General features: G+C 63.2%; 31 protein-coding genes. 15 read left to right on the top strand and 16 right to left on the bottom strand.

The features are described 5' to 3' along the window. From RFM52_RS23910 to gatB, 3 genes are all read right to left on the bottom strand, one after another. Nucleotides 1-699 carry an AIM24 family protein gene (locus RFM52_RS23910; RefSeq protein WP_140646928.1) on the bottom strand — a complete coding sequence of 233 codons (699 nt, stop codon included), beginning with the start codon at nucleotides 697-699 and terminating at the stop codon, nucleotides 1-3. Between the two features lie 127 nt (nucleotides 700-826). Beyond that, complete coding sequence (locus tag RFM52_RS23905) at nucleotides 827-1315, bottom strand: GNAT family N-acetyltransferase (protein WP_320298027.1); 489 nt, start codon at nucleotides 1313-1315, stop codon at nucleotides 827-829. A gap of 4 nt (nucleotides 1316-1319) precedes the next feature. Beyond that, a complete protein-coding gene (gatB, locus tag RFM52_RS23900) occupies nucleotides 1320-2819 on the bottom strand; it encodes an Asp-tRNA(Asn)/Glu-tRNA(Gln) amidotransferase subunit GatB (protein ID WP_320298028.1) in 1500 nt (499 codons plus the stop codon). 284 nt (nucleotides 2820-3103) lie between these two features. On the opposite strand from gatB, the gene RFM52_RS23895 reads away from it, so the two are divergent. Beyond that, complete coding sequence (locus RFM52_RS23895; RefSeq protein ID WP_127305754.1) at nucleotides 3104-3361, top strand: YjhX family toxin; 258 nt, start codon at nucleotides 3104-3106, stop codon at nucleotides 3359-3361. A 53-nt stretch (nucleotides 3362-3414) separates the two neighbouring features. Here RFM52_RS23895 and RFM52_RS23890 read toward each other — a convergent pair whose 3' ends face one another. Next, nucleotides 3415-3846, bottom strand: coding sequence for a CBS domain-containing protein (locus RFM52_RS23890; RefSeq protein WP_320298029.1), 432 nt, complete (start codon nucleotides 3844-3846; stop codon nucleotides 3415-3417). 133 nt (nucleotides 3847-3979) lie between these two features. After that, on the bottom strand, nucleotides 3980-4717 hold the full coding sequence (locus RFM52_RS23885; protein ID WP_320298030.1) for a rhomboid family intramembrane serine protease: 738 nt from the start codon (nucleotides 4715-4717) through the stop codon (nucleotides 3980-3982). A gap of 426 nt (nucleotides 4718-5143) precedes the next feature. Between RFM52_RS23885 and RFM52_RS23880 the strand changes: the two genes are divergently transcribed. The 4 genes from RFM52_RS23880 (at nucleotide 5144) to RFM52_RS23865 (ending at nucleotide 8207) form a co-directional block, all read left to right on the top strand. Next, complete coding sequence (locus tag RFM52_RS23880) at nucleotides 5144-5782, top strand: PAS domain-containing protein (protein WP_320298031.1); 639 nt, start codon at nucleotides 5144-5146, stop codon at nucleotides 5780-5782. 174 nt (nucleotides 5783-5956) lie between these two features. After that, nucleotides 5957-6574, top strand: a complete 618-nt coding sequence (locus RFM52_RS23875) for a PilZ domain-containing protein (RefSeq protein WP_320298032.1) — start codon at nucleotides 5957-5959, stop codon at nucleotides 6572-6574. A 247-nt stretch (nucleotides 6575-6821) separates the two neighbouring features. Beyond that, complete coding sequence (locus RFM52_RS23870) at nucleotides 6822-7427, top strand: transglutaminase-like cysteine peptidase (protein ID WP_320298033.1); 606 nt, start codon at nucleotides 6822-6824, stop codon at nucleotides 7425-7427. A gap of 201 nt (nucleotides 7428-7628) precedes the next feature. Next, nucleotides 7629-8207: an ankyrin repeat domain-containing protein gene (locus RFM52_RS23865; protein ID WP_320298034.1), complete on the top strand. Its 579-nt coding sequence runs from the start codon at nucleotides 7629-7631 to the stop codon at nucleotides 8205-8207. A gap of 24 nt (nucleotides 8208-8231) precedes the next feature. On the opposite strand, the gene RFM52_RS23860 is transcribed toward RFM52_RS23865, so the two are convergent. Both RFM52_RS23860 and RFM52_RS23855 read right to left on the bottom strand, forming a co-directional pair. Continuing rightward, a complete protein-coding gene (locus RFM52_RS23860) occupies nucleotides 8232-8759 on the bottom strand; it encodes a gamma carbonic anhydrase family protein (RefSeq protein WP_320298035.1) in 528 nt (175 codons plus the stop codon). An 18-nt stretch (nucleotides 8760-8777) separates the two neighbouring features. Then, nucleotides 8778-9122 (bottom strand): DUF6949 family protein, encoded by a 345-nt coding sequence (locus RFM52_RS23855; protein ID WP_320298081.1) that lies wholly within the window; start codon nucleotides 9120-9122, stop codon nucleotides 8778-8780. A gap of 109 nt (nucleotides 9123-9231) precedes the next feature. Between RFM52_RS23855 and RFM52_RS23850 the strand changes: the two genes are divergently transcribed. The 3 genes from RFM52_RS23850 to RFM52_RS23840 all read left to right on the top strand — a co-directional run bounded on the left by RFM52_RS23850 (nucleotide 9232) and on the right by RFM52_RS23840 (nucleotide 12045). Beyond that, a complete protein-coding gene (locus RFM52_RS23850; RefSeq protein WP_320298036.1) occupies nucleotides 9232-9960 on the top strand; it encodes a hypothetical protein in 729 nt (242 codons plus the stop codon). A gap of 127 nt (nucleotides 9961-10087) precedes the next feature. After that, nucleotides 10088-11341: a cytochrome P450 gene (locus tag RFM52_RS23845; RefSeq protein ID WP_320298037.1), complete on the top strand. Its 1254-nt coding sequence runs from the start codon at nucleotides 10088-10090 to the stop codon at nucleotides 11339-11341. Further along, entirely contained in the window at nucleotides 11338-12045 is a 708-nt protein-coding gene (locus RFM52_RS23840; protein ID WP_320298038.1) for a transporter substrate-binding domain-containing protein, read from the top strand. Before RFM52_RS23845 ends, RFM52_RS23840 begins: the two co-directional genes overlap by 4 nt. A 14-nt stretch (nucleotides 12046-12059) precedes the next feature. Here the strand turns inward: RFM52_RS23840 and RFM52_RS23835 are convergent, their stop codons facing one another. The 5 genes from RFM52_RS23835 to RFM52_RS23815 all read right to left on the bottom strand — a co-directional run bounded on the left by RFM52_RS23835 (nucleotide 12060) and on the right by RFM52_RS23815 (nucleotide 16012). After that, nucleotides 12060-12404 (bottom strand): cupin domain-containing protein, encoded by a 345-nt coding sequence (locus RFM52_RS23835; protein ID WP_320298039.1) that lies wholly within the window; start codon nucleotides 12402-12404, stop codon nucleotides 12060-12062. A gap of 1 nt (nucleotide 12405) precedes the next feature. Continuing rightward, entirely contained in the window at nucleotides 12406-13686 is a 1281-nt protein-coding gene (locus RFM52_RS23830; protein ID WP_320298040.1) for an O-acetylhomoserine aminocarboxypropyltransferase, read from the bottom strand. A 159-nt stretch (nucleotides 13687-13845) separates the two neighbouring features. Beyond that, a complete protein-coding gene (locus RFM52_RS23825; protein WP_320298041.1) occupies nucleotides 13846-14367 on the bottom strand; it encodes a CoA-binding protein in 522 nt (173 codons plus the stop codon). Beyond that, complete coding sequence (locus RFM52_RS23820) at nucleotides 14364-15146, bottom strand: AAA family ATPase (RefSeq protein ID WP_320298042.1); 783 nt, start codon at nucleotides 15144-15146, stop codon at nucleotides 14364-14366. Before RFM52_RS23820 ends, RFM52_RS23825 begins: the two co-directional genes overlap by 4 nt. Before the next feature lie 44 nt (nucleotides 15147-15190). Continuing rightward, complete coding sequence (locus RFM52_RS23815) at nucleotides 15191-16012, bottom strand: enoyl-CoA hydratase (protein WP_320298043.1); 822 nt, start codon at nucleotides 16010-16012, stop codon at nucleotides 15191-15193. 136 nt (nucleotides 16013-16148) lie between these two features. Between RFM52_RS23815 and RFM52_RS23810 the strand changes: the two genes are divergently transcribed. From RFM52_RS23810 to rpsI, 3 genes are all read left to right on the top strand, one after another. Then, nucleotides 16149-16613: a PaaI family thioesterase gene (locus RFM52_RS23810; RefSeq protein ID WP_320298044.1), complete on the top strand. Its 465-nt coding sequence runs from the start codon at nucleotides 16149-16151 to the stop codon at nucleotides 16611-16613. 218 nt (nucleotides 16614-16831) lie between these two features. After that, nucleotides 16832-17296, top strand: coding sequence for a 50S ribosomal protein L13 (rplM, locus tag RFM52_RS23805; protein ID WP_040983169.1), 465 nt, complete (start codon nucleotides 16832-16834; stop codon nucleotides 17294-17296). Continuing rightward, the gene (rpsI, locus tag RFM52_RS23800; RefSeq protein ID WP_040983171.1) at nucleotides 17296-17766 is read left to right on the top strand and encodes a 30S ribosomal protein S9; all 471 of its coding nucleotides are present in this window, start codon (nucleotides 17296-17298) and stop codon (nucleotides 17764-17766) included. Before rplM ends, rpsI begins: the two co-directional genes overlap by 1 nt. Before the next feature lie 56 nt (nucleotides 17767-17822). Here rpsI and RFM52_RS23795 read toward each other — a convergent pair whose 3' ends face one another. Then, nucleotides 17823-18731: a LysR family transcriptional regulator gene (locus tag RFM52_RS23795; RefSeq protein ID WP_320298045.1), complete on the bottom strand. Its 909-nt coding sequence runs from the start codon at nucleotides 18729-18731 to the stop codon at nucleotides 17823-17825. Nucleotides 18732-18826: 95 nt separating this feature from the next. On the opposite strand from RFM52_RS23795, the gene RFM52_RS23790 reads away from it, so the two are divergent. Next, nucleotides 18827-19699 (top strand): aldo/keto reductase family oxidoreductase, encoded by an 873-nt coding sequence (locus RFM52_RS23790; RefSeq protein WP_320298046.1) that lies wholly within the window; start codon nucleotides 18827-18829, stop codon nucleotides 19697-19699. Between the two features lie 50 nt (nucleotides 19700-19749). Here RFM52_RS23790 and RFM52_RS23785 read toward each other — a convergent pair whose 3' ends face one another. Together RFM52_RS23785 and RFM52_RS23780 are read right to left on the bottom strand one after the other, a co-directional pair. Then, nucleotides 19750-20808, bottom strand: a complete 1059-nt coding sequence (locus RFM52_RS23785; protein ID WP_320298047.1) for a glycerophosphodiester phosphodiesterase family protein — start codon at nucleotides 20806-20808, stop codon at nucleotides 19750-19752. A 96-nt stretch (nucleotides 20809-20904) separates the two neighbouring features. Beyond that, nucleotides 20905-22119, bottom strand: a complete 1215-nt coding sequence (locus RFM52_RS23780; RefSeq protein ID WP_320298048.1) for an acyltransferase family protein — start codon at nucleotides 22117-22119, stop codon at nucleotides 20905-20907. A gap of 125 nt (nucleotides 22120-22244) precedes the next feature. Here RFM52_RS23780 and speB point away from each other — a divergent pair, with 125 nt between their 5' ends. From speB to RFM52_RS23765, 3 genes are read left to right on the top strand one after another with little or no spacing between them, the layout of a single operon-like run. After that, on the top strand, nucleotides 22245-23246 hold the full coding sequence (speB, locus tag RFM52_RS23775) for an agmatinase (RefSeq protein WP_320298049.1): 1002 nt from the start codon (nucleotides 22245-22247) through the stop codon (nucleotides 23244-23246). 29 nt (nucleotides 23247-23275) lie between these two features. Then, nucleotides 23276-24208: an N-acetyl-gamma-glutamyl-phosphate reductase gene (gene argC, locus RFM52_RS23770; RefSeq protein ID WP_320298050.1), complete on the top strand. Its 933-nt coding sequence runs from the start codon at nucleotides 23276-23278 to the stop codon at nucleotides 24206-24208. A 6-nt stretch (nucleotides 24209-24214) separates the two neighbouring features. Next, nucleotides 24215-25048 (top strand): aminoglycoside phosphotransferase family protein, encoded by an 834-nt coding sequence (locus tag RFM52_RS23765; protein WP_320298051.1) that lies wholly within the window; start codon nucleotides 24215-24217, stop codon nucleotides 25046-25048. On the opposite strand, the gene RFM52_RS23760 is transcribed toward RFM52_RS23765, so the two are convergent. After that, a complete protein-coding gene (locus tag RFM52_RS23760) occupies nucleotides 25038-26129 on the bottom strand; it encodes a COX15/CtaA family protein (protein ID WP_320298052.1) in 1092 nt (363 codons plus the stop codon). The genes RFM52_RS23765 and RFM52_RS23760 overlap by 11 nt on opposite strands. Nucleotides 26130-26246: the final 117 nt, after the last annotated feature.

Below are 26246 nucleotides of genomic sequence, written 5' to 3'. Positions count from 1 at the left end.
CTACTCTTCCGACGGCATATGCAGATACATCGACTGGATGCCGACGCGGCCCGGCCCGGTGAAGCGATTGACGACGAAATTCATGGCTGCGCCGAAGAAGCCGCTGGAAAGGCGGTCTATCCTCGTATCCATCTTCACCGAAGCGTCCTTGAACAGCCAGCCGCCGGGCTCGATGTCGATGGTTTCGCCGGGCGCCAGCACCTTTTCGAAGACATTGCCGTAGCCGTGCAGCCAGACGATGCCGTCGCCGGTCTCGCCACGGAAGCGATCGATGAAGAAGCCGCTCTGGCCGAACAGCATCGTTCCCAGCCCGCGCACGCGCTCGAAAGTGTAGTCGACGCTGGCGGTCGCGGCCAGAAACTGATGTTCGCGCACCTGGATCTCCTCGCCGCGCCGGAGATGGATCGGCACGATATGGCCCGGCCCGTCGCGGCTGAAGGCGATGACGCCCGGCCCGGACGCCTCGGTGACGAAGATCTGCATGCCGGCGATCATGCGCTTCAGCGCGCCCTTCAGCGACTTCAGGCCGATGGTGATGGTGGTGTTCTTCCAGAGCAGGATGTGGTGTTCGAAATAGACCGGCATGTTGGTCACATCGACCGACAGCACCGGCACCAGTTCGCCCGCGACGTGATAGGTCACGCCGCCAAAAGTCTCATCCGACACCTCGGTCGGCATCAATTCCGGCAAGCTCGGCATGGCAATCCCCCATTGCGGGCGACGCCTCTGCGTTGTGGAGGGTGCTACCGCGAGGAGCAGCCTTGATCGCGCGGATCGCCGCGATCAAATCAAAACCGCGCGATGACCAGGCATGCTCGCAGCCGATCTAGCCGAGCCGCTTCTCCAGGATGAGCGCGGGCCACCCCGAACCGCCGCCGCAATCCGCGGTCCTGCCTGCATGCCTGAACCCGTTCGCCTCGTAGAAGGCGATGGCCCCGGCGTTCGCTTCCTCGACCTCGAGGCGCAGCGTGCGCATCTCCGGGAAGCTGGCCTCGACCTCATCGAGCAGCAACCGGCCAATCCCCTGCCGCTGGCAGGCCGGATGCACGTAGAGCTGGTTCAGAAGCACGATCTTCGGGTCGGTGGTGGCGGCGGCGAAAGCCATGCCACCGAGCCGCTTGCCATCGTCGGCGACCAGGAACTCGGAATTCGGCCGCATAAGCCGCGCCTTGAGCGAGGCGATCGAATGCCAGTCATCGGTGATCGCCGCAACCCGCTCGGCGCCGTAGATGGCGTCGTAGGTCGCGTGCCACGTCTCGACCAGCAGCGCACGCACCGCAACAAGGTCTCGCTCGCTGGCGGTGCGGACGAACATCGGCCTATTCGATGCCGAGCTTGGCCTTGACGAGATCGTTGACCGCCTGCGGGTTGGCCTTGCCGCCGGTGGCCTTCATCACCTGGCCGACGAACCAGCCGGCCATGGTCGGCTTGGCGCGCGCCTGCTCGGCCTTGTCCGGGTTGGCGGCGATCACCTCGTCGACCGCCTTCTCGATGGCGCCGGTGTCGGTGACCTGCTTCATGCCGCGGCTCTCGACGAGCTGGCGCGGGTCGCCGCCCTCGTTCCAGACGATCTCGAACAGGTCCTTGGCGATCTTGCCGGAGATCGTGCCTTCCTTGATCAGGTCGAGAACAGCGCCGAGCTGCTCGGGCGAAACCGGAGCATTTTCAATGTCCTTGCCGGCTTTGTTCAGCTGGCCCAGGAGATCGTTGATGACCCAGTTGGCGGCGAGCTTGCCGTCGCGGCCCGAGGCCACCTTCTCGAAATAGTCCGCGATCGGCTTTTCCGAAACCAGGACCGAGGCGTCGTAGGCCGAGAGGCCGAGCACATCGACCAGCCGAGCCTTCTTGTCGTCGGGCAGCTCCGGCAGGCCCTTGGCGAGCGCATCGACATAGGCCTGGTCGAACTCCAGCGGCAAAAGGTCGGGATCCGGGAAATAGCGATAGTCATGCGCTTCTTCCTTGGAACGCATCGAACGCGTCTCACCTTTGACAGCGTCGAACAGGCGCGTCTCCTGATCGATCTTGCCGCCGTCCTCCAGAATGGCGATCTGGCGGCGCGCCTCATATTCAATGGCCTGGCCGATGAAGCGGATCGAGTTCATGTTCTTGATCTCGCAACGCGTGCCGAAGGCACCGCCCGGACGGCGCACCGAGACGTTGACGTCGGCGCGCAGCGAGCCTTCGTCCATATTGCCGTCGCAGGTGCCGAGATAGCGCATGATCGAGCGCAGCTTGGTGACATAGGCCTTGGCTTCGTCGGCCGAACGGATATCGGGCTTGGAGACGATCTCCATCAGCGCCACGCCGGAGCGGTTGAGATCGACATAGGACATGGTCGGGTGCTGGTCGTGCATCGACTTGCCGGCATCCTGTTCCAGATGCAGGCGCTCGATGCCGACCTCGATATCCTCGAACTCGCCCTGGCGATCAGGGCCGACCGAGACGATCACCTTGCCCTCGCCGACGATCGGCTGCTTGAACTGCGAGATCTGGTAGCCCTGCGGCAAGTCCGGATAGAAATAGTTCTTCCGGTCGAAGACCGACTTGTGGTTGATCGCGGCCTTCAGGCCCAGCCCGGTGCGGATCGCCTGCTTGACGCATTCCTCGTTGATGACCGGCAGCATGCCGGGCATCGCCGCGTCGACCAGGCTGACATTGGCATTGGGCGCCGCGCCGAACGAGGTCGAGGCGCCGGAAAAGAGCTTGGCTTCCGAGATCACTTGCGCATGCACTTCGAGCCCGATGATGATTTCCCAGTCGCCGGTGGCGCCGGGGATCAGACGTTTCGCGTCGGGGGTGCGGGTATCGATGATGCTCATGGAGGCCTGCGTATCTTAGAATTCGCGAATATGCGCAAACGGATAATTTGACGAGCAACTTCGCTAGTGCAAACCGCCCGGCGAGACAAGCGCAAAGCCGTCCGCTGGCCTTTTCCTGCGCTTTCGCCTAAGAAGCGTCCACCCCAATGGAGAGTGGATGTCCACTTACGCTCAGTCCCGGTGAAGCCCTGACCTCTTAGGCGAGGCAGGGCAGAAAAACCTGAAACCCCGTGCCGCGATGTCTCGCGGCGGCGGCTTTTGTTGTTTTTCCCGGGAATTCTTCAATGGACATATCGCGCAACGAACAGCGCATCCTGCACCTGCTCGCGCAGGGCGGGCGTATCGAAATCGAAAAGAACGAGAGTAGGAAGATCGCCTCGGTCCAGTGCCTGACCCGCGACGGCTGGCGTTATCCGGGCTTCGACCTGGAGCTCTTTCGAAAATTGAGGCGCAAGAAAGCGGTTTCCTCGACGGATGGCGGCCCTTACCGCATCACACGACGCGGGCTCCAACTCGTCCGCGCCGAGCTCGACAACCGATAGAACGCGTCGCACCGCCGGCTGGAAACAGCCGGCGGTTTCCTCGCCTTGCCTGCTTAGGCAGTAGCGATGTAGGCCTTCATCTCTTCGGCTTCGCGCTCGACATCCTCGATGCGGCGCTTGACCACGTCGCCGATGGAGACGATGCCGTCGAGCTGGCCGGCCTTTTCCACCGGCAGATGGCGGAAGCGGCCACGCGTCATGATCTCCATGACCTCGTTGACCGTGTGGTTTTCGTTGCAGATCTTGACCTTCGGCGTCATCGCCGAGCGCACGGCGATGTCGAGCGCGGCAGCGCCTTCCCTGGCCACCACCCTGACGATATCGCGCTCCGACAGAATGCCGACGATCTTGCGATCGCCATTGGTGATGACGAGCGCGCCGATCCTGTGCTCGGCCAGCATGCGAATGGCCTCGCTGAGTTTTTCATTGGGCCCGAGCGTGAACACGTCATGGCCTTTGCTTTCAAGAATTGCCTTAACCGTCATGGCGTCCTCCACTGCCGTTGACGCCGGCTCCCCGCCCTGACCGGCTTTTGAGCCCCGGCGCCCTCAGAAAGACGCCGGGTGCTTAGCGAACATCGTGCGCCGTGATTGGCTGCATTTCAAGTGCGCCTAAGGACTAGGCGGCAGCCTGCGGACGGTCGAAAAAACGCAGTCCGAAAAAGCCGGCGACGAAGCCGCCGATATGGGCTTCCCAGGCGATCTGACCATCGATGCCCGGCGCGAAGCCAAGCAGGCCCGTGGCAAGATTGATCACCATCCAAACGCCGAGAAAGGTCATGACGCCACGCGAGCGCAGCACGGATGCGATCGGTAACGGCTCACCGGCGAAGGCCGCACTGCCCGACGAGCGGTCGACGCGGAAGCCATAGCGCGCGGCCGCGCCCATCATGCCGGAGATCGCGCCCGAGGCACCGACGAGCGGCGCCTCGCCATAGGGATGCAGCGCCCAGAACAGAGCGACCGCGGCCAGCCCGGTCACGGCATAGAACACCGCGAAACGCAGCGCGCCGAGACGATTGGCGAGCGGCGAGCCGAAGGCTGCAAGCCAGATCATGTTGATGGCGATATGGGCAAAGCCCCCGTGCATGAACGCATAGGTGAACGGACGCGTGAACAGGAACCAGTCGAAGCCGTACTGGCCCGTGTACAGCACCGGAATGAAGGCACCGTCATAGAGCAGCGTCATTTGCTGCGTTTCGTTCAGCACATATTGCTGCAGCAGATAGACGGCCGCGCATATGCCGATCACGGCGAGCACCACCGGCGGCAGGTTGAACACCGGTTCGCGGCGCCTCGGCTCGGGGGCCTCGTCCCGCGTCGGTTCGGTTTCGGTGGGGCTTACAGGCTCGCTCATGCGCCTTTGCGGGTCTCGGGCTTAGGGGTTTTCGGCGAGCATGTAGATCACGCCCTTTCGAATCACAAACGGCTAATCGCCACAGCCCAGATCGGAAAAGGAGCGAATCAGAACGGGGCGAATCAAAAAAGAAGGCCGTCCAGGATTTCCCTGAACGGCCGGTCGAGTCCCCTGCTCCCCATAAACTCGTGACTGAAGTGCTGCCGATCGCTGCAGGAACGACCGTTTTGGAGTGGTTTTGGTGTGCCACAGGCTTCGGCGGCGCACAACGTAAACCACTTGTTAACCTTAACGATCCCGAGGCGTGAACAAACGTTAACGATACTGGCACGCATCCTGCTCCGCACCGCATGAAGGTCATCGGAGGGCGCCCTGTCTGTTCGCCGATGGGACATCAAAAGACAGATTGTGCGGAGCGGAATGGACATGAAAGAAAAAGGATCAATCGCGCTGTTCCAATATTGGAACCGGCTGCGTGATGGTCGCCTCGCCCCAAAGCGATCGGAGGTGGAGCCGGCCGACATCAAGTCGCTTTTGGCCGACACCTTCATCCTGGAGCGCGACACGCGCGGCGCGGCGGTGTTCCGGCTCGCGGGCACGCGGCTCTGCGCCTACTATGGCCGAGAGCTCAAGGGATTCTCCTTCCCTTCGCTTTGGCGCGAGAAGGATCAGCGGCTTGTATCGCGGCTCATGCAGGGCGTTTTCAATCAGAAATCGGTTCTGCTCATGACCTATGAGGGGTTCAGCCGCAACGGCCGGTCCCACAAATTCGAGCTCCTGGCGCTGCCGTTGGACGGGGGTGCCGAAAACCCGCGCTGCCTCGGCATCATCAGCACTGCCGACAAGCCGTTCTGGCTTGGCGCCGATCCGCTCGCCGATGCGCTCATCGATACGATCCGGGTGATAGATCCCGACAAGGAGCCGATGTTCCTGAAGAACCGTCCGGCGATCGACGTCCCCTCGCTCGTTCCGGCGGAATTCGATCCTCCGGAGACCATTTCGGCGCTCGGCCGCGTGCGCCGCATCCGCCATCTCGTCGTCCTCGACGGCGGACGTCACGAGTGAGCCTGGCCGCGCGGGATTTTCTCCTCGCTCGCGGTTGATTTTTCTGCGTCGCGCGAGCCTCCAGGCCCAGGCTTTCGCGGCCGATTTTTCCCGTTTGTTAACCTGCTTTGCTGTAGTTTTTCGGGCGAAATTCCTCGCATCGTCGCGTGGAATGCCAACAGGGTGTAGCCAGTCATGAGGTCAGCGGCGGTAGAATATGCGCCGTCACGAGCTGAGCGGCGCAACTTTCAGCGTGTCCGCGTCAAGATTTACGGGCGCTTCATGCTGGAAGACCGTACCGAGCATCCATGCCAGGTGATCGACATGTCGCCCGGCAACGTCGCGTTGCGCACCGACCGTATCGGCATGCCGGGCGAGAAGGTGATCGCCTATATCGACCATATCGGCCGTGTCGAAGGCATCGTGACGCGCACCTCACAGGACGGTTTCGCCATGACCGTCATCGCCTCGGATCGCAAGAAGGACAAGCTTGCCGCGCAGCTCACCTGGCTTGCCAACAAGCATGAGCTCGACCTGCCCGAGGACCGCCGCCACGAGCGCGTGGCGCCGCGTAATCCGATGAGCGTCCTGCAGCTTACCGACGGGCGCCAGTATCAGTGCCGCATCATCGACCTGTCGCTCTCCGGCGCGGCGATCGAGATCGACGTCAAGCCGGCCATCGGCGTCCAGGTCACGCTCGGCACGATGCGCGGCCAGGTGGTGCGCCATTTCGAGGACGGCGTCGCCATCGAGTTCGCGGTCATCCAGCGGCCGGAAACGCTCGATCAGGAATTCAACGCGCCGCGCTCTTGACGCGACCGTACCGCAAGCGCGAAGCGAACCGGCCGTTAACGGCCGGTTTTTTGTTGCCTGCCTTTGGCACCGCCCGGCGCGTCACCAGGATCTCGTGCGAACCGGGTGGAATCTGAACAATCCAAGATCGAGATAGTTCAAATTTTATGTTTATTCTACTGAGGTTTTACTCAATATCTACTTCGGGTTTTTGCGTCAAATAAATCCCAACGTGGCACAGTCTCCTTCGAACGGGGAGACTACAACAATGAAAATGACGAGGGGCAAGCTGTTGCTCTTGGCAATGGCGATGCAGCTTTCCGCGTGGGGCACGGCAAGCGCAGGACCGGCTTTCATGCATACGGGTGGCCGCACCACCCAGCCGGTCGGCCACTACGATTTCTGCCAGCGCATTCCGGTCGAATGCAACCAACGGACGCCGAAGGGTCCGCCGGTCGAGCTGACGCGCAAGCTGTGGGCGACGATCGTCAACGTCAACAATTCGGTCAACGTCCGGGTCAAGCCGCGCACCGATATGGAGATCTACGGTGTCGAGGAATACTGGGCCTATCCCGACAACGGCTATGGCGACTGCGAGGACTACGCGCTGGAGAAGCGCCGCGAGTTGATGGCCGTCGGCGTGCCGGCCGGCAATCTTTTGATGACGGTGGTGCGCCAGCCGAATGGCGACGGCCATGCGGTGCTCACGGTGCGCACCAGCCTCGGCGAATTCATTCTCGACAATCTCGAGCCGAAGGTGCTCGCCTGGAACGACACGGTCTACACCTACCTCAAGCGTCAATCGACGGAGAATTCGGGCGTTTGGGAGACGATCAACGACGGCCGCGAGGACGCCGTCGCCAGCGTCCGCTAGAGCGCCAAAGCCATCGGGTACGTCGCCGTGACGCGGCGACATACCCAAGGAGAAAGCCCGGTCGAGTCCCCACCCTCCCCGTCCCCAACGACCGGGTTTTAGGAGCCGGCCCCTGTCCCCGGGGCCGGCTCCGCTATTTTTTGGGCCGCCTGTCGACGCGGCGCCGGTGCGCCCTTTTCGAGCGAGGCGGATGGGAGCAGAATGCCTCGTTCATTGCGGATCAAGGCGATGCTGGAACTCCCTGAGGATCGCGGCGCCAGACATCGGCTGTTCATGGCTATAGACGGCGCCTTCAAGGCGGGCGACTTCGAGGGGCTTGGCAAAGCGCTTGGCGGCTCGACACGCTGGTTCGACGAGCGGATGCCGTTCGAGCTCGGCCTTGGTCATCCGCTGGAATATGCCATCTACTGGAGCCCGGCCACATTCATCACCGCCTTGCTCGATGCCGGCTCGAACCCGAATTATGAAGATCCTGCCGGGTTTCCTTCGATCATTGCGGCGCTGTCGACGGAGCGGCCGGACAGGCTGGACGTCATCCATATCCTGCTTGGGCATGGCGCAGACCCGGATATGCGCGGCGTGAACGACTGGACGCCCCTGCACTATGCGGTGTCCCGGCGTGATGCCGGGGCGATCCATCTGCTGCTGCTCGCGGGCGCGGACCCTTTGCTGAGGACTCGCATCGACGACTGCGAAACAGCGCTGGAAGGCGCGGAAGGGGCTGGTTTCGAGGCCGGCGCTTTTCTGCTGCGCGAAGCGATGAACAGCCGCCCCGGATGAGGTCGCGCGGAGTTGCTGCCGCCGTCACACTGGCTTCAGCTTGGCCTTGAAGCGTTTTGCGTTGGCCACGTAATGTGCGGCCGAGACGCGCAGCCGCTCGATCGCCGCTTCGTCCAGCGTCCTTATCACCTTGGCGGGCGAACCGACGATCAGCGAATTGTCCGGAAAAACCTTGTTTTCGGTCACCAGCGCGCCGGCGCCGACCAGCGAGTTGTTGCCGATCCTGGCGCCGTTGAGCACGATGGCGCCCATGCCGATGAGGCTGTTGTCGCCGACAGTGCAGCCATGCAGCAGCGCCCTGTGGCCGATCGTGCAGCCTTCGCCGATGGTCAGCGGAAAGCCGGGATCGGTGTGCATGATCGTATGTTCCTGCACATTGGTGTCGGCGCCGATCGCAATGAGCTCGCCATCGCCGCGAATAACGACGCCAAACCAGAAGCCGACATTGCGGCCAATCGTGATGTTGCCGATCAGCGTCGCGTCCGGTGCAATCCAGTTCGTACCGGCGTCCTCGAACTCAGGCGCCTTCCCATCGATCGCATAGACCGGCATTTTCGTCTCCGATTCGTCTCAACCAGCGAACTCGAAAGACCCTAGGTTGGCCGTCGCCCAGGATGCAATGGCGATGAGCACGACGCCGAGCGCCAGCGCCCAGGCGATGGCCGTGCAACCGCAGGACAACAGCGCCATCGTGCCGATGCGGCCTTCGCGGCGGGCGGCCAAAGCCTCGTTGGTGAGCATGAACGGCCCGGCGCAAGCCGTTGCCGCCAGCGAACGCAGGATATGAACAGGCGAAACATAGGGTTCGGCAAAGGCCAGGCGCCGGCCCGACAGCAGTTCCATGACAGATCCGGACAGCCCGCAGGCCGTGAGACCAACCGCAAAAGCGTAAAGAACAAGCACAACGGGACCCATGTTTACCAACCATTTACCATGAAAACGCACAGTCGTGCCAACGCGCTGCAAGAGCCGTGCCGCGTAGGCTGTGCCGCCGAAGGACAGGCAGGCGGATCGGGAAAGAGCAATGAGACAGGCAAATGTCGCCGAGAGCCCGGACTTCGCGGTCGTCGATTCGACCTTGATGAGGCGGGTCTTCTACGTCTTCGCGGCGCTGGCGCTGCTTTCGGTGGCCATCAGCGTCGGCGGCAAATGGCTTGGACGGTCGATCGCCATGGCTGGCTATACGGATGACGCGACGGTGCGTCAGGTCGTCATGGGCAACAATCTGATCAGAGTGCCGGCAAACTTCATCCGCTTCGACCAGGCGAGGCGCGACGGCATCGCCTCGCGGCTCGACCTCTATCTGCGCTATCCCGAAATGGACGGCTACAGCACGGCCGCGCGCGACGACTTCAACCACACGACGACCAGGAAGATCATTTTCCTGTCATTCGAGCCGCGGATGATGTCGCGCGACATGAGCGGCCGCTTCGCGCCGATCTACAGCGCGCTGATCGAAAAGCCGGGCACGCCCGGCCCAGGCGGCACGACGGTTTACGCCTTTACGGAAAAATCAGGCTATCTCAACGAGGTGCTGGCCGTCGCCGAACGCCCCGGCAAGGACCCGTTCGTCGCCCGCTGCCTCAGCGGTCCGAGCGCGGAGGAATCGCTGGCGCCCTGCGAGCGCGACATCCAGGTCGGTGACGACCTCAGCCTGACCTATCGTTTTCCGCGCGAGTTGCTGGCGGATTGGCCGGCGCTCGACGCGGCGATCGCCACCAAGGTCGCAGGCATCCTGAAGACAGGGCATTAACGGTTGGGTCGTCCGCGTGATGGTGTGTCGAACCCGCGCAAGGCTGCGGCCTGGCTCAACGCTTCTGAGTTGCGGGCGCCAAGACATGGTCTAGCATCGGCCTGACAAGGCGCGGTAATGATCCAGCATGATGCCAGCCTATCTCGCCTTCGACCAGACCAGCCGCCACCTGCGTCTCGACCCGCATGAGCCGGCCTTCGTCCAGAGCCCCTATGAGGCCTATGCCTTCCTGCATGACGCTGCCAACGCGTTCTTCTGGGAAGACTACGGCTTCTGGTGTTTCGGCGGCTTCGATGACGTCAACCGCCTGCTGCGCGACCGCCGTTTCGGTCGCCAGAATCCGGCCGGGATTCCCGACAGCCGCGGCGTTGGTGACGACCGTTCGCATCTTGCGGCCTTCGACGCGATCGAGGCCAATTCCATGCTGGAGCTCGAGCCGCCGGTGCATACGCGGCTCAGAACGCTGGTCAACCGCGCCTTCGTCTCGCGCCAGGTCGAGCGGCTCAGGCCGCGCATCGAGGTGCTGGCCAACGAATTGATCGACCGCTTCGAGCCAAACGGCGTCGACCTTCTGCCCGCTTACGCCTCGCCCTTGCCGATCACGATCATCGCCGAAATGCTCGGCGTTCCGGTCGAGATGGGGCCGCAACTGCTCGACTGGTCGCATCGGATGGTCGCCATGTATATGCATGGCCGCACGCGCGAGACCGAGGACACGGCCAACCGCGCCGCGCGAGATTTCGAGGCTTTCCTACGCGGCTACGTGGCCGAGCGGCGCAAGAAGCCGGGCGACGACCTGCTTTCGCTGCTGATCGAGGCACAGGACAACGGCCAGAAGCTTTCCGAGGACGAGCTGGTTTCCTCGGCCATCCTGCTTCTCAATGCCGGCCATGAAGCGACCGTGCACCAGACCGGCAATGCGGTGCGCTCGATCCTGGCGCAAGGCGGCGATCCGCGCCGCTTCTTTGCGACACCCGAGGCCAATGTCGCGGCGGTCGAAGAATGCCTGCGCTTCGACGCGCCGCTGCATATGTTCCTGCGCTATGCCTATGAGGAGATCGAAGTTTCGCCGGGTATCCTGGTCAAGCCCGGCGAGATGGTCGCGCTCCTGCTCGGCATGGCCAATCACGACCCGTTGGCCTTTGCCGAGCCCGAAACCTTCAATCCGGCCCGCGCGGACCAGAAGAATGTCTCCTTCGGCGCCGGCATCCATTTCTGCATCGGCGCACCGCTGGCCAGGCTGGAGCTGCAGGTGTCGCTGAAGACGCTGTTCGACCGACTGCCGGATCTGCGCCTGGCAGAAGCGCCGCGTTTCCGCGACACCTATCATTTCCATGGGCTGGAGAGACTGAGGGTTGCTCTTCGAGAAACCACGAAATGAGATACGCGTTCCTGCAGGAACCTCCCTTCTGCTTCACCGATGCTTCCGGCAGGGTCGATGGCTGCGATGCAAAGCTCGCCTCGAAAATTTGCCAGATGCTCGACCTGGGGGACTTCTCGCCGATCGAGGCGGAGTTCGCCGAACTGCTGCCCGGAGTGGCCGACGGTCGCTGGGACATGACGACAGGTCTGTTCGTCTCGGGCGAGCGCAAAAGGCTCGTGGACTTTACACGGCCGATTTGGTCGCTGCCTGACGGACTGATGGTCGCCAAGGATAATCCGTTAGGGCTGAAGGGCTACCGCTCCCTCGCCCGGCACCCTTCAGCGATACTTGCCGTAATAGCGGATCAGATCCAGCATCAAACCGCTTTGCAGAACGGCGTTCCGCCCGATCGGGTCAGGATATTCGCGACGCAGGCACAGGCAGCGGAGGCCGTGGCAAAGGGCGCGGTGCAGGCTTATGCCAGCGTCGCCATGGCGCATCGCGGTTACATCGCCCAGCGAGCCGCTGCGCGGCTCGACGTCGTCGATGTTCCGGCATCCGAGAAGCAGCCCGCCGCCGGCGCCTTCGCGCTGGCCAAGAGCAGTACCGCGCTACGTCAAGAAGTGGATCGGTGCCTGAATGAACTGCTCGGCTGCCCGTGGCACCGGGAGATGATGAGCCAATGCGGCTTTTCCGACGGCGATATCGATAGACTGCTGTGAACCGGCCGAAGCCGTCAAAGCCGGATCACATATTCCTTGCGCGTCGTCTCCAGCACCTCCCATGTGCCCTTGAAGCCAGGCCTCAGCACGAAGCTGTCGCCGGCCCTCACAGTACGTGCCTCGCCGCCGTCCTCGGCGATCACCGACATGCCGGACAGGATGTGGCAGAACTCCCATTCGTCATAGACGATGCGCCATTTGCCCGGCGTCGCTTCCCAGATGCCGGCATAGAGGCCGCCCTCGCGCTCCTCGACATTCCAGGTGCGGAATTTCGGATCGCCCGACAGCACGCGATCCGGGGCCGGCGCGCCGGCCTCCGGTTCGACGCTGTCGACATTGACCGCAAGGAAGGCCGACATATCAGACCTTGCCGAGCGCTTGCTCGAGATCGGCGACGATGTCGTTGACGTCTTCTATGCCGATCGACAGCCGCACCGTGTCCGGCCCGGCGCCGGCCTTGACCTTCTGCTCATCGGACAGCTGGCGGTGCGTGGTCGAAGCCGGATGGATGACCAGCGACTTGGTGTCACCGACATTGGCGAGATGCGAGAACAGCTCCAGCGCCTCGACGAATTTGATGCCGGCTTCGTAGCCGCCCTTGAGGCCGAAGGTGAACACAGCGCCGGCGCCTTGCGGCGAGTACTTCTTCTGCAAGGCATTGTTCTTGTCGCTCGGCAGTCCGGGATAGTTCACCCACGCGACTTTCGGATGGTTCGAAAGCCAAGCCGCGATGCTCACCGCGTTGTCACAATGGCGCTGCATGCGCAGCGGCAGTGTTTCCAAGCCGGTCAGGATCAGGAAGGCGTTGAACGGCGAGATCGCCGGGCCGATGTCGCGCAGGCCGAGCACGCGCGCGGCAATGGCGAAGGCGAAATTGCCGAAGGTCTCGTGCAGGACGAGGCCGCCATATTCGGGCCGCGGCTCCGACAGCATCGGGTATTTGCCGGACTTCGACCAGTCGAAGGTGCCACCATCGACGATGACGCCGCCGATGGAATTGCCATGGCCGCCGATGAACTTGGTCAGCGAATGCACGACGATATCGGCGCCGTGCTCGATCGGCCGGACCAGATAGGGCGAGGCCAACGTGTTGTCGACGATCAACGGCAGGCCGTGCTTGCGGGCGATGTCGCCGATCTTGTCGATATCGACGAAGACGCCGCCGGGGTTGGCAAGGCTCTCGATGAAGATCGCCTTGGTCCTGTCGTCGATCTGGCTTTCGAAAGTCGCCGGATCGTTTGCTTCGGCCCAGCGAACTTCCCAGCCGAAATTCTTGAAGGCATGGCCGAACTGGTTGATCGAACCGCCATAGAGCTTGTTGGCGGCGATGAAGTTGTCACCCGGCTGCATCAGATTGTGGAAGACGATGACCTGGGCGGCGTGGCCCGAAGCGACGGCGAGCGCCGCCGTGCCGCCTTCCAGTGCCGCGACGCGTTCCTCGAGAACCGCCTGCGTCGGATTCATGATGCGGGTGTAGATGTTGCCGAAGGCCTTCAGCCCGAACAGCGAGGCGGCATGGTCGGCATCGTCGAAGACAAAGGAGGTGGTCTGGTAGATCGGCGTGGCGCGTGCGCCGGTTGCCGGATCGGGCTTTGCGCCGGCATGAACAGCGAGCGTGTTGAAACCAGGCGTACGGGTCATCGAAACCTCCCTCTCAAATCTTTCGAAAATCGCCGGGCATTCATGCCGAAGCCCGAATGGGAATGCAAAGAAGAAAATACCTTTCGGCGTGCGATCTGCGACGAACGCCAGGAAAAATCCAATTCTTCCCGGAATAATTTTGCGCGAATTACCGCGCGCCTATTTCTGCCTTACGCCGAAGCTCTGAAACCCCTGGCGCATCAAGGGTTTTTTCGATGACAGCACGCCGGAGTTGACCCCGGTCCATCCGATCTCGCCGGACAGCTTGCCGTATTCGATCTTCGGGCAGCGGTTCATCACCACCTTGATGCCGGCGGCTTCGGCACGGGCCGCCGCCTCGTCGTGGCGCACGCCAAGTTGCATCCAGACGACCTTGGGCAGCGGGTCAAGCTTCAGCACCTGGTCGACGATGCCCGGCACCGCTGAGGAAGCGCGAAAGATGTCCACCATGTCGACCGGCAGCGGCAGGTCGGCGAGGCTGGCATAAACCGTCTGTCCGAGGATCTGCTTGCCGGCATGACCGGGATTGATCGGCACTACCGAAAAGCCCTTGGCCAAAAGATATTTCAGCACGAAGTAGCTTGGCCGCACATCGTTGGGCGAAGCGCCGACGATGGCGATCGTCTTCACCGAATTCAGGATGCCGGCGATATAGCTGTTGTCGTAGGTATCGTGGTTCATGGTTCGTCCTCATACAGCGCTTCGGCGAGAAAGGCAGCCGGATCGCTGCAGAAGTCGCGCATCATGCGAAAATGATCGGTGTCCTGAAAATCGACGAGGTCCAGCCCGGAGCGCCTGACGCGGAAGAGCCGCGCGTTCGGACAAGCCATCAACAAAGGCGAGTGCGTGGCCATGATCACCTGCGCGCTGCCCGACTGCTCCATGCGCCGGAGCAGTTTCAAGAGTTCGATCTGGCGCGTGGGCGACAGCGCGCTTTCGGGCTCGTCGAGGATATAGATGCCTTGCCGGCGGCAACGCTCCTCGAAGAAACGGATAAAGCCCTCGCCATGCGACCAGGAGAGGAAATCGGGCGGCGGTGGCTTGAACGGATCTTCGAGAGCCGCCCGGTCGAGATAGCGTGCGACGGAATAGAAGGATTCAGCCCGGAAGAACCAACCGGCGGTGACCTTCGGCAGCCAATGGCCGCGCAGCGTGTCGGCAAGGGACGCGCCGCTTTTGTCGATCGCAATGGAATGGTCGACCGGGCGGTAGCCCTTGCCACCGCCGGCTTCGTCGTAACCAGCCAACGCGCCGATCGCTTCCAGCAGCGTCGATTTGCCGGTGCCGTTCTCGCCGACAATGATGGTGATGGCGCTCGTGAATTCAAACTCGAATTCGCGGCCGTGGAAGATCGGCAGGTTCCAGGGATATTTTTCCCAATCCGTGACGCGCGATGGCTCAAGCAGGATGCGCTTGAGATAAGGCGCTTTCAGCCGCGTCAGTTGCTTGCGGGCAGCCACGTCGAACCTTCAGCGATGGAATGGCACGGCTCCATTCAAGTTGGCTACTCGTCGGTCCATTCAGGCTTGCGCTTGCCGATGAAGGCGCCGATGCCTTCCTCAGCGTCGCGCGCCAGCATGTTCTCGACCATCACGCGGCCGGTATGGGCATAGGCGTCGGCCAGCCCCATTTCAGCCTGGGCGTAGAATGCTTCCTTGCCGGTCTTGACCACCAAAGAGGATTTGGATGCAATGGTTTGCGCGTATTTGTTGACAACCTGATTCAGATATTCGCGCGGCACGATGCGGTTGATCAGGCCGAATTCCTTGGCGGTCGCGGCGTCGATCGTTTCGCCGGTCAGCAGCATCTCCATCGCCTGCTTGCGCGAGACGTTGCGCGACAGCGCCACCATCGGCGTCGAGCAGAACAGGCCGATGTTGACGCCAGGCGTGCAGAAACTCGCCTCGTGCGAGGCAATGGCAAGGTCGCAGCTGGCGACCAGTTGCAGGCCGGCTGCGGTGGCGAGACCGTCGACCTCGGCGATCACCGGCTTCGGGTGGCGCACGATCGTTTGCATCAAGGTTGCGCAGGCCGCGAAGGTCTTTTCGAAAAAGGCCTTGCCGCGGTCCGCTTCAGCGCGATGCGCCGTCATTTCCTTGAGATCGTGACCGGCGCAGAACACTTTTCCCGATGCCGCGAGGATGATGACGCGCACGGATTTGTCGGCCTTGACGCGATCGAACTCGGCCTGCAGCGCCGCCATCGTGGCCAGCGACAGCGCGTTGGCCGGTGGGCTGGCCAGCGTGAGGCGCAAGATGCCCTTGTCCTGGCTGACAAGAACGGGGCCGTCAGCGACGGCGGGGTTGATGGCGACGACTTCGGCCACTTCTAATCCTCGTGCTTATGGAGCAACAGAACTAGCACGCTGCCGGTTGAAGAACAGCCGCGAGACGTGTTTTCTCCGTCGCACCGTTTGGTCCAGGCGCACCGCCCGGAGCCGCTCATTCATATAGGACGCGCCGATGCCAGCCCAAAGCGATCTGAAGCCAGTGCTCAACGCGGCGCAAGTCAATGCGCTGATGGCAAGCGTCTATCCGCAGCTCAACGACAATTTCACCTCCTACGAGGCGATCGACGTGTTTCCAGGCGGCTGCACGGTGCGGCTCAACGCCGACGGGCGGCATCTGCGCCCAGGCGGCACGGTCTCGGGTCCGTCGCTGTTCACGCTGGCCGACATCGGCGGCTACGTCTGCGTGCTCAGCCATGCCGGACCGGACGCGCTTTCGGTGACGGTCAACCTCGACATCAACTTCATGCGCAAGGCCGAAGCCGGTCCGATCGATGGCCATTGCCGGATTCTGAAGCTCGGCAAGAACCTGATGGTATTCGACATCGATATCGTGGCAGGCCCGGACGGTCACACCGTCGCCCACGCCACGGGCACCTATTCGATCCCGAGGAAACGCGACAATGATGCGGTAAAATAATACCACCTTACCAAACCATTGTTTTTGCATCATTTTATCCGCCAGGCTGGTTTTTGATCGCCTTGACGCGTTAAGCGCCCTCGCCTATAAGCCGACCCGAAGCAGCGGCCCGCAAAGGCCGCCGTTTTGTTATTGGCGGGTCGGCTCCGGCTCTTCCGTCAATCCAAGCAACAAGAAACGCCTTTCCTGATTGGAAAGGTCAACGTGAGAGCAAAACCATGGCTACCTTTTCGCAGAAGCCTGCGGATGTGGTGAAGAAGTGGGTGCTGATCGACGCCGAAGGTCTCGTCGTCGGTCGTCTGGCCACCGTCATCGCCAACCATCTGCGCGGCAAGCACAAGCCCACCTTCACCCCGCATGTCGATGATGGCGACAACGTCATCGTCATCAATGCCGACAAGGTGGTGTTCACCGGCAAGAAGTACACCGACAAGGTCTACTACTGGCACACCGGCCATCCCGGCGGCATCAAGGAGCGCACCGCGCGCCAGCTACTCGAGGGCCGTTTCCCCGAGCGCGTCGTCGAGAAGGCCGTCGAGCGCATGATCCCGCGCGGCCCGCTTGGCCGCCGCCAGATGAAGAATCTCCGCGTCTACGCTGGCGCCGAGCATCCGCACACCGCCCAGCAGCCCGTCACGCTCGACGTGGCCAAGCTGAACTCCAAGAACAAGAGGGCTTCGTAATGGCTGAGCTTTCCTCGCTCGCAGAACTCGGCACCGTCGCCGCGCAGCCGGCCGCGCCCGTGCATGTCCAGAAGCTCGACAAGTCGGGCCGCGCCTACGCCACCGGCAAGCGCAAGAACGCCATCGCGCGCGTCTGGGTGAAGCCGGGCTCCGGCAAGATCACCGTCAACGACAAGGAATTCGCGAGCTATTTCGCGCGTCCCGTGCTGCAGATGATCCTCAACCAGCCGATCGTCGCGGCCAACCGCGCCGGCCAGTACGACATCGTCGCCACCGTCATCGGCGGCGGCCTCTCGGGCCAGGCGGGTGCGGTGCGTCACGGCATCTCCAAGGCGCTGACCTACTATGAGCCGGGCCTGCGCTCGGTGCTCAAGAAGGGCGGCTTCCTGACCCGCGACAGCCGCGTGGTCGAACGCAAGAAGTACGGCAAGGCGAAGGCCCGCCGCAGCTTCCAGTTCTCCAAGCGCTAAGCTTTACGGGTTCCAAGCTTTCGAAAGGCCGCCTCCGGGCGGCCTTTTTGTTTCCACTACCAGTGCCCGGCCGTCGATTTGATGTAGTCGATGAAGGCACGCAGCGGCGCCGGTACCAGACGGCGGCCGGGATAATAGAGGAACGGCCCCGAGAAGTTTTGCCACCACGGCTCCAGTACCGGCTCCAGCACGCCGCTCTCGAAATATGGGCGCACCCAATCCTCGAAGAGCCAAAGGATGCCGACGCCGGCGATCGCCGCATCGACGGCGAGATCGACGCCTCCACCGATGCTGACGACCAATGGTCCCGTGGGATCGACTCGCACCACCTCACCATCCCGCTCGAACTCCCAGGGCGTCATGACTCCGCTCGGGAAGCGGCCGCGCACACAGGCATGGCCAAGCAGGTCACGGGGATGCTGCGGCCGACCGTACCGATCAAGGTAGGCCGGCGCGGCGGAGGTCGTGAAGCGCTGCGTGCGCGGCCCGATCGGCACGGCGATCATGTCCTGCTCCAGCCGCTCGTCATAGCGGATGCCGGCATCGCAGCCCGCCACCAGCAGATCGACAAAGTTCTCCTCGGCAATCACCTCCAGGCGAATGGCAGGATAGGCCGCCAGAAATCCCGGGACGATTCTTGGCAGCACCAGCCGCGAGGCGCTTATCGGCACGTTGAGCCGCAAGGTTCCGGCGGGCCGGTCGCGAAAGCCGTTCACCACATCGAGTGCGGCTTCCACCTCGCCCAATGCGGGGCCGAGCCGCGCCAGCAGGCCGGCACCAGCCTCGGTCAAAGCGACGCTGCGCGTGGTGCGGTTGAAGAGCCTGACACCAAGCTGCGTTTCCAGACGGCGGATGGCTTCGCTGAGCGCGGACGCACTGCCCGCCGTCACACGGGCTCCTTCGCGAAAACCGCCGGCGCGCGCCACGGCCATGAACGCCTGAAGATCGTTGAGGTCAGCCGCCATTGTTCTAAATTCCGTACAAGGTGTGCCAATTATATCCGGTTATCGGGACAGCAGCCATGTCCTATCTCCCTCACCGACAACGAAGGAGAACTGCAATGTCCAGCGTAGACAAATCCGGCACCTATAAACTCGGCAACCGCACGGTTCATCGCATCGGCTATGGCGCCATGCAGCTTGCTGGCAAAGGCGTGTTCGGTCCGCCGAAGGACCATGACGCGGCGATCGCGGTGCTGCGCGAGGCAGTGGCGCAAGGCGTGAATCATATCGACACCAGCGACTATTACGGTCCGTACGTCACCAACAAGCTGATCCGCGAGGCGCTATCGCCCTACCCCGACGATCTCACCATCGTCACCAAGATCGGCGCCCGTCGTGGCGAAGACGCCTCCTGGCTGCCGGCCTTCACAGCCGATGAGCTCGAACAGGCCGTACACGACAATCTTCGCAATCTTGGCCTCGAGGTGATGGACGTCGTCAATCTGCGCATCATGTTCGGGGTGCATGGTCCAGCGGAGGGCTCCATCGAGGCGCAGGTCACCAAGCTAGCCGAGCTTCAGCGCAAAGGCCTGGTGCGCCATATCGGCCTAAGCAACGTCACCCGCGCGCAGATCGCGGAAGGCCGCGAGATCTGCGACATTGTCTGCGTGCAGAACCAGTACAATCTGGCACACCGGGACGACGACGCGCTGATCGACGAACTAGCGCGCGATGGCATCGCCTATGTGCCGTTCTTCCCGCTCGGCGGCTTCAGCCCGCTGCAATCGTCGACCTTATCCGGTGTCGCCGAACGGCTTGGCGCGACGCCGATGCAGGTGGCGCTGGCGTGGCTGCTGCAGCGCTCGCCGAACATCCTGCTGATCCCGGGCACATCGTCGGTCGGGCATTTGCGGGAGAATCTTGCGGCTGCGGATCTGAGGCTGTCGGCGGATGTGCTGCGGGAATTGGATGGGGTCGCGAAGGCGGCTTGATTGGCTGATCTCCCCCACAAGCGGGGAGATCGGCTGCACCCGCGCCGGCTCTAATTAATGCTCGCCGTATGCGCCGGCTCGGCCTGCTTGATGTCCGTCGTATAAGGCACGCGAAAACCATTGGCCGCCAGCCACTCGATCGCCGCTTTCGGCTCATCCGTCTGGATGATCGTCGCGCCGCGGTCGACCCAAAAGCCCCAGGCTTCGCGCGGCAGGCTGGCGGCGACGGCGAGCTCGTCGCCGCGGCCGCCGGCGAGGAATCCACCCGGCTTGTTGACGATGGCGTAAGTGTCGGCCCAGAGATGCCAGTCGCCTCTGGCCGCTTCCGCCCGCATATGGTTGCTGAACAGCGGGCCGCCGGTCGACGTCAGCGTCTCGGCGCCGTTGCGCCAATTGATCAATTCGATGGCGCGGGGCGCGAAAGCCTTGTCGACCTCGCCGGCGAAGCCCGCATCGTGGACGGCGTCGTCGGCGAGGATCGGCATGAACTGGAAGCCGCCGCCGGCCTTGGCAAGTGCTGCGCTCGCGGCATCGATGCGCTGCCGGTTCCAGAGGTTCTCCTTGACGATGACCTGATCGGCCATGCCGAGATCGCGCGCCTCGGCGATCATGCCCGGCAGGTCGGTCACCTCCAGCTTGTTGTCGAGGTTGATCAGGATTCTGTCCCTGGTCGTCAGCAGCATCTCGCGCAGCGTCGACACCGTCTCGTTGGTGACGACGCCCGTGCCCTCGATGACCAGCCGGCATTTCTTCAGCTCGGCCAGCGTGTATTTCACCACCTCGCCAGTGCAGGTGGTCGTGCGGTCGAGCCAGCTGTCATGCATGATGACGAATTCGCCGTCTTTCGCGCGCCGGACGTCGACCTCGACGATCTCGGCGCCGATCGCGATCGAGCCTTCGACCGCGGCAAGCGAATTCTCTGCGTAAAGCGTCTTGCCGGCCTGCATGCTGCCGGCACGGTGCGCAGCGATCATCACATGATCGCGCCACTGGTTGGCATGCTCGAAGCGGTCGAGGATTTGGGCAGCGCGTGTCTCGCCGGCTAAGCTTTGTCCGGCAATGGTGGCAAGGGCGGCGGAAAAGGCAAGGCTCATCCAGAGTGTTCGCATCGGGGGAATCGCTCCGTTCCGGGTCGCGACCCGGTTAAGCGATGCCCATGACAGGGCGGTGAACGAAGCCGGCTAGCTGTTTCGCATCAAAGTTCGTCAAATCCGCCTGGAAAGGCGGCGGAACCAGGCAAGCGCAGGCATTTCGACGAAGCGCCAGGTGAACCACGACGCGACGATGACCGCGATCAACATGGCGATCAGGGCCGCGAAGCCGATCCAGGGCGAGCCGGCGCCGAAGCCGGTCGCATGGTCGCCGCGCAGCATCAGGTCGCCGACGATGCCGAGCCCGAGCTTGCGTTCGATCAGGCCGCCGACATTGATCATGCGCGCCTGGACGAAGATGTGGACCATGTAGATCGAATAGGAGAGCGAGCCGAACAGCAGCATCGGCCGGCTGCGCAGCACGGCGCTGACCAAGCCGCCTTCATGGGCAAAAAGATAAAGCGCCAGCGCGAAGACGACCGGCGCCGCAATGCCAAGGTCGTTGGTGCCGGCAGTGGAGACGAACAAGGCGATCCCCGCGATCATCGCCAGTTCGGCCAGCGTCCAGGCGAGGCGCCCTGCCCCGCCGCTCAGCGCCTGTCGCGCCTCTGCAATGGAATCGTGCTGAAACCAGGCAAGCAACGCACCGAGCGAGAAGCCGTAAAGGCAGCGGATGAAGCCGAAATCGAAGGACACGTCCATATGACGCGTCGAGACCGCAAGCAGGAAAAGGGGCGCCGTCACCGCGGCGGCGACGAACCATATCCAGGCGCGCTGGCCGGTGGTGAAGACGACGGCGGCAAAAAGCAGATAGGTGAAGAACTCGGCCGAGATGCTCCAGCTCGGCGCGTTCCAGCTCAGATGATCCTCGACGCCCATGCCCTGCACAAGGAAGAGGTTGGCGATGAGGCTTTTCAGGTCGAAACCGGCGGTGAAGGGCGCGGGACCGGTTCCGTGCAGTGCCGGCAGCACGAGCCGCAGCGCCTCGAAGCCTGCGAAAGCGGCAAGCATCAGGAGATGCAACGGATAGATGCGGCCGAAGCGCACCAGCGCGAAGCGGGCAAGGTCGTCCTCCTTGTTCAAGCGACTGCCGTAGGCGCTGGCGATGACGAAGCCGGACAGCACGAAGAAGAAATCGACGAACAGGTAGGAGCCCCCGACAAAGGCGCTCTGCGAAATCATCGAGGTCGTCGGGAAGTGGAACAGCGCCACCAGCAGCGCGCAGATGCCGCGCCAGGAATCCAGCACCAGGAAGCGCTCGCCGGCGGTCGTGCCGACACGGGTCGCCGTGGGTGCGGACGCAAGATTGAGCAGAGCCGTCTCAGCCATAATGATACAGATCCTGTGTTGGCGTGGCACTCGCCGAGCGCCGCTTCCATTCCGCAAGCTGTGACTGGCATGTTGCGTGCCGGTTCTGTAGTTGTGGCTGCCCCGATGAAAACCGAGGATTCCTAATGGCGAACAATGAGATCGACCACGCCTTCACCGCCCGTTCCAAAACGGGCGCGTCGCTCGAGCCGACCTATGCCGGCGCGCTGTCGTTCATGCGGCGCAAATACGCGAAGGACGTGAAGGACGCGGACGCCGTCGTGTGGGGCATTCCCTTCGACGCCGCCGTCACCAACCGGCCCGGCGCCCGCTTCGGGCCGCAGGCTATTCGCCGCGCCTCTGCGATCCTCGACAACGACCCGCAGTACCCGTTCTCGCGCGACCTGTTCGAGCACCTTTCAGTGGTGGACTATGGCGATTGCCTGCTCGACAGCGGCAATCACCAGAAGACCCCCGGCACGATCGAGCGCGAGGCGGCCAAGATCCTGAAATCAGGCGCGTTCCTTTTGACGCTCGGCGGCGACCATTTCGTCACCTGGCCGCTGCTCAAGGCGCATGCCGCGATCCACGGGCCGATGGCGCTGGTGCAGTTCGACGCGCACCAGGACACCTGGCCCGACGACGGCAAGCGCATCGACCATGGCTCCTTCGTCGCCCGCGCGGTGAATGAAGGCATCATCGACCCCGATCGCTCGATCCAGATCGGCATCCGCACCCATGCGCCGGACACGTTCGGTATAAAAATCCTCTATGGCCACGAGGTCGAGGAAATGCGCGCCTCCGACATCGCCTACGCGATCGTCGAGCGCACCGGCGGCAAGAAGACCTATCTCACCTTCGATATCGACTGCCTCGATCCGGCCTTCGCGCCCGGCACCGGCACGCCGGTGGCAGGCGGCCCGTCTTCGGCCAAGATGCTGTCGACGCTGCGCCAGCTCGGCCAGATCGACATCGTCGGCGCCGACGTCGTCGAGGTTGCGCCGGCCTATGATCATGCCGATATAACGGCGATCGCCGGATCGATCATCGCCATGCATTATCTCGGCCTGTTGGCGGAGCGAAAGGCGCGGCTTGACGAACTGAGCAACGGCAATCATGCCGCAATAAATCATGCCAACGGCATATAGCATTGGAATCGCAAGGAATCTGGCAAGCGATGAAACCGAAAATCTTCATTGACGGCGAACACGGCACGACGGGCCTGCAGATCAGGGCGCTGCTGGCCGACCGCGGCGACCTGGAGATCATCTCCATCCCGACGGAGCGCCGCAAAGAGGCCGCCGCCCGCGCCGAGTTCCTCAACGCGGCCGATGTCGCGATCCTTTGCCTGCCGGATGCGGCGGCCAAGGAAAGCGTGTCGCTGATCACGAACGACACCACGAAGGTGATTGACGCCTCGACCGCGCATCGCGTGGCGGAGGGCTGGGAATATGGCTTCGCCGAAATGGACAAGGACCAGGCGAAGAAGATAGCCAGCGCGAAGCGCATCGCCAATCCCGGCTGCTGGCCGCAAGGGCCGATCGCGACGCTGCGGCCGCTGGTTGCGGCCGGCCTGCTGCCTGCCGACTTCCCGGTCACCGTCAACGGCATCTCCGGCTATTCCGGCGGCGGCCGGCCGATGATCGAGGACTATGTCGGCAAGGGCGAGGACGCGCCCGAGTTCCTGCCTTACGGTCTGACGCTGCAGCATAAGCATGTGCCGGAGCTCAGAACCTATGCGAAGCTGTCGCACGACCCGATCATGCAGCCAGCAGTGGGCAATTTCGCGCAAGGCATGATCACCGTGGTGCCGCTGCAGCTCGGCGGTCTCGACCGCGTGCCGACAGGGGCGGAGCTTCATGCGGCGATCGCCGACCATTATGCCTCGATCGACGGCGGCGTGGTCGAGGTCGCGCCCTACACGCACATGGAGCGCATGCCGGAGATCGACCCGGAGGTCTACAACGGCACCAACCGGATGAAGGTCTACGTGTTCGCCAATGACGAGCGGGCGCAGGCGCTGCTGATGGCCGTCTACGACAATCTCGGCAAGGGCGCGTCGGGCGCCGCGGTGCAGAACCTCGACCTGATGCTCGGCATCAAGCACTGAGCGGCAATGCAAGCGTTTCCCGAGCGCTGGAAGCTCAGCGCTCCCGAACTCATTGAAGAGACGTTTTCCAGCCGGATCTGGAAGGTGACGCGCGAGGATGGTTCGCCGGCAATCGTCAAGGACCTGAAACCCTTCGACGACGTCGCCGACGAGCTGCGCGGCGAGCATTACCTTGCCTGGCGGGGCGGCGAAGGCGCCGTGCGCCTGCTCGGCCGTGACGGCAATCGCATGCTGCTCGAATATGCCGGCGACCGACTGCTTTCCGAGCATCTTGCGGAATATGGCGACGATGTCGCGACGGCGATTGCCGCCGACATTATGGGGAAGCTGCTGTCGCCCTCCGAGCACACGCCTCCGGCCGACCTGCAGCCCTTGCGGGAACGGTATGTCAGCTTGTTTCGAGCGGCCAAGACCGATCAGGAAGCCGGGCGGCACAGCCTCTATGTCGACGCTGCCAATATAGCCGAGCGGTTGCTTGCCGACCCGCATGCCGTGCGCCCGCTGCATGGCGACCTGCACCACGACAACATCCTGTTCGGGCCGCGCGGCTGGCTGGCGATCGACCCAAAGGGCGTGCTCGGCGATCCCGGCTTCGACGCGGCGAACATCTTCTACAACCCGCTCGACCGCGACGACCTCTGCCTCGATCCGCGCCGGATCGCGCATATGGCCGACGTGTTTGGAAAGACGCTCGGACAGTCGCCACGCGCCATCCTCGACCATGCGATCGCCTATGGCTGCCTGTCGGCCGCTTGGCATCGCGAGGACAAGAACGCGGTCGACGAAAAACGCGAGCTAGCCGTCGCTGAAGCAGTTCGAAAGGTTCGCCTCAGCCTCTGACGGCAATTTCGGTCGGAAGCGGATAGGCGCCCTTGGTGCCGCGCCAGTGCGCGGCAGCGAAGCCGAGCAACACAAGCGCGATCGCCTGATGCGTCAACGCCATGTGCAGCGGCACCTGCATCAAGAGCGTGCCGATGCCGATCGAGGCCTGGACGACCACCAGCGCGAACAGAAGCGTGGCCCGGCGGGCATGGGTGGTGCCGGGCTGGCGCCGCCACGTCGCGATCATGTGCCAGAGCGCCACGACAAGGACCGTATAGGCGCCGAGCCGGTGGACGAACTGAACCGTTTTCGGATTTTCGAAGAAGTTCAGCCAGGCGGGTTTCAGGAGAAGCAGGTCGGACGGGATCAGCTTTCCGTCCATCAGCGGCCATGTGTTGTAGCTAAGCCCCGCGTGGAGCCCGGCGACCAATCCGCCAAGATAGATCTGGACCAGCGCCAAAAGCACGATGAAGCCGGCAAGCCGCTGCGTCGGCCGGTCGGCGGCGGGCTCCGAATGCGGCGCCAGCCCGCGCGCGACCACCATGGTGGCTGTGAAGATGAGCGCGGCAAGCGTCAGGTGTGTCGCCAGCCGGTATTGACTGACCGAGACGCGGTCCGCCAGGCCGGAAGCCACCATCCACCAGCCGATGGCGCCTTGCAACCCGCCGAGCGCCAGGATGCCGACGAGCTTCAGCCCGAGGCCACGTTCGATGCGGCGTGTCGCCCAGAAGAACAGCAGCGGCAAGGCAAAGACGACGCCGACGCTGCGCGCCAGGATGCGGTGCGCCCACTCCCACCAGAAGATCGACTTGAAGTCGTCGACGCTCATACCCTTGTTGATCTCGGTATATTGCGGGATCTGCTGGTAACGCTGGAACTCTTCCTGCCATTCGGCGTCGTTGAGCGGCGGGATGACGCCGTGGATCGGCTGCCACTCAGTGATCGACAGCCCCGAGCCGGTGAGACGCGTGGAACCGCCGACCAGCACCAGGGCGAACAGCACAAGCAGCACGGCGTAGAGCCAGCCGCGCACCAGGGCGCGGTTATGCAGGTCGCGGTCGCGTGCGGCATAGGGGGCCGTGGCGGTGATGGCAGCCATTTCGCTTTCCCGGCGGTTGAAACGCGCGATTGGTGGACCAAGGTCGCCCAACTGGCAAGACTGGACAGCGCGGCACGCCGTCGCGCCGGGCCGCGACGGTTGCGCGCCCTCTTCATT

Origin of the sequence: Mesorhizobium humile (assembly GCF_033977215.1) — a bacterium.
Lineage (GTDB): Bacteria > Pseudomonadota > Alphaproteobacteria > Rhizobiales > Rhizobiaceae > Mesorhizobium > Mesorhizobium humile.
This window is presented reverse-complemented; position numbering and strand designations above follow the sequence as displayed.

Excerpts from the sequence above, each read along its gene's own strand:
- RFM52_RS23910 (WP_140646928.1), bottom strand. The coding sequence starts at position 699 with ATGCCGAGCTTGCCGGAATTGATGCCGACCGAGGTGTCGGATGAGACT.
- RFM52_RS23905 (WP_320298027.1), bottom strand. The coding sequence starts at position 1,315 with ATGTTCGTCCGCACCGCCAGCGAGCGAGACCTTGTTGCGGTGCGTGCG.
- gatB (WP_320298028.1), bottom strand. The coding sequence starts at position 2,819 with ATGAGCATCATCGATACCCGCACCCCCGACGCGAAACGTCTGATCCCC.
- RFM52_RS23895 (WP_127305754.1), top strand. The coding sequence starts at position 3,104 with ATGGACATATCGCGCAACGAACAGCGCATCCTGCACCTGCTCGCGCAG.
- RFM52_RS23890 (WP_320298029.1), bottom strand. The coding sequence starts at position 3,846 with ATGACGGTTAAGGCAATTCTTGAAAGCAAAGGCCATGACGTGTTCACG.
- RFM52_RS23885 (WP_320298030.1), bottom strand. The coding sequence starts at position 4,717 with ATGAGCGAGCCTGTAAGCCCCACCGAAACCGAACCGACGCGGGACGAG.
- RFM52_RS23880 (WP_320298031.1), top strand. The coding sequence starts at position 5,144 with ATGAAAGAAAAAGGATCAATCGCGCTGTTCCAATATTGGAACCGGCTG.
- RFM52_RS23875 (WP_320298032.1), top strand. The coding sequence starts at position 5,957 with ATGAGGTCAGCGGCGGTAGAATATGCGCCGTCACGAGCTGAGCGGCGC.
- RFM52_RS23870 (WP_320298033.1), top strand. The coding sequence starts at position 6,822 with ATGAAAATGACGAGGGGCAAGCTGTTGCTCTTGGCAATGGCGATGCAG.
- RFM52_RS23865 (WP_320298034.1), top strand. The coding sequence starts at position 7,629 with ATGCCTCGTTCATTGCGGATCAAGGCGATGCTGGAACTCCCTGAGGAT.
- RFM52_RS23860 (WP_320298035.1), bottom strand. The coding sequence starts at position 8,759 with ATGCCGGTCTATGCGATCGATGGGAAGGCGCCTGAGTTCGAGGACGCC.
- RFM52_RS23855 (WP_320298081.1), bottom strand. The coding sequence starts at position 9,122 with ATGGGTCCCGTTGTGCTTGTTCTTTACGCTTTTGCGGTTGGTCTCACG.
- RFM52_RS23850 (WP_320298036.1), top strand. The coding sequence starts at position 9,232 with ATGAGACAGGCAAATGTCGCCGAGAGCCCGGACTTCGCGGTCGTCGAT.
- RFM52_RS23845 (WP_320298037.1), top strand. The coding sequence starts at position 10,088 with ATGATGCCAGCCTATCTCGCCTTCGACCAGACCAGCCGCCACCTGCGT.
- RFM52_RS23840 (WP_320298038.1), top strand. The coding sequence starts at position 11,338 with ATGAGATACGCGTTCCTGCAGGAACCTCCCTTCTGCTTCACCGATGCT.
- RFM52_RS23835 (WP_320298039.1), bottom strand. The coding sequence starts at position 12,404 with ATGTCGGCCTTCCTTGCGGTCAATGTCGACAGCGTCGAACCGGAGGCC.
- RFM52_RS23830 (WP_320298040.1), bottom strand. The coding sequence starts at position 13,686 with ATGACCCGTACGCCTGGTTTCAACACGCTCGCTGTTCATGCCGGCGCA.
- RFM52_RS23825 (WP_320298041.1), bottom strand. The coding sequence starts at position 14,367 with ATGAACCACGATACCTACGACAACAGCTATATCGCCGGCATCCTGAAT.
- RFM52_RS23810 (WP_320298044.1), top strand. The coding sequence starts at position 16,149 with ATGCCAGCCCAAAGCGATCTGAAGCCAGTGCTCAACGCGGCGCAAGTC.
- rplM (WP_040983169.1), top strand. The coding sequence starts at position 16,832 with ATGGCTACCTTTTCGCAGAAGCCTGCGGATGTGGTGAAGAAGTGGGTG.
- rpsI (WP_040983171.1), top strand. The coding sequence starts at position 17,296 with ATGGCTGAGCTTTCCTCGCTCGCAGAACTCGGCACCGTCGCCGCGCAG.
- RFM52_RS23795 (WP_320298045.1), bottom strand. The coding sequence starts at position 18,731 with ATGGCGGCTGACCTCAACGATCTTCAGGCGTTCATGGCCGTGGCGCGC.
- RFM52_RS23790 (WP_320298046.1), top strand. The coding sequence starts at position 18,827 with ATGTCCAGCGTAGACAAATCCGGCACCTATAAACTCGGCAACCGCACG.
- RFM52_RS23785 (WP_320298047.1), bottom strand. The coding sequence starts at position 20,808 with ATGCGAACACTCTGGATGAGCCTTGCCTTTTCCGCCGCCCTTGCCACC.
- RFM52_RS23780 (WP_320298048.1), bottom strand. The coding sequence starts at position 22,119 with ATGGCTGAGACGGCTCTGCTCAATCTTGCGTCCGCACCCACGGCGACC.
- speB (WP_320298049.1), top strand. The coding sequence starts at position 22,245 with ATGGCGAACAATGAGATCGACCACGCCTTCACCGCCCGTTCCAAAACG.
- argC (WP_320298050.1), top strand. The coding sequence starts at position 23,276 with ATGAAACCGAAAATCTTCATTGACGGCGAACACGGCACGACGGGCCTG.
- RFM52_RS23765 (WP_320298051.1), top strand. The coding sequence starts at position 24,215 with ATGCAAGCGTTTCCCGAGCGCTGGAAGCTCAGCGCTCCCGAACTCATT.
- RFM52_RS23760 (WP_320298052.1), bottom strand. The coding sequence starts at position 26,129 with ATGGCTGCCATCACCGCCACGGCCCCCTATGCCGCACGCGACCGCGAC.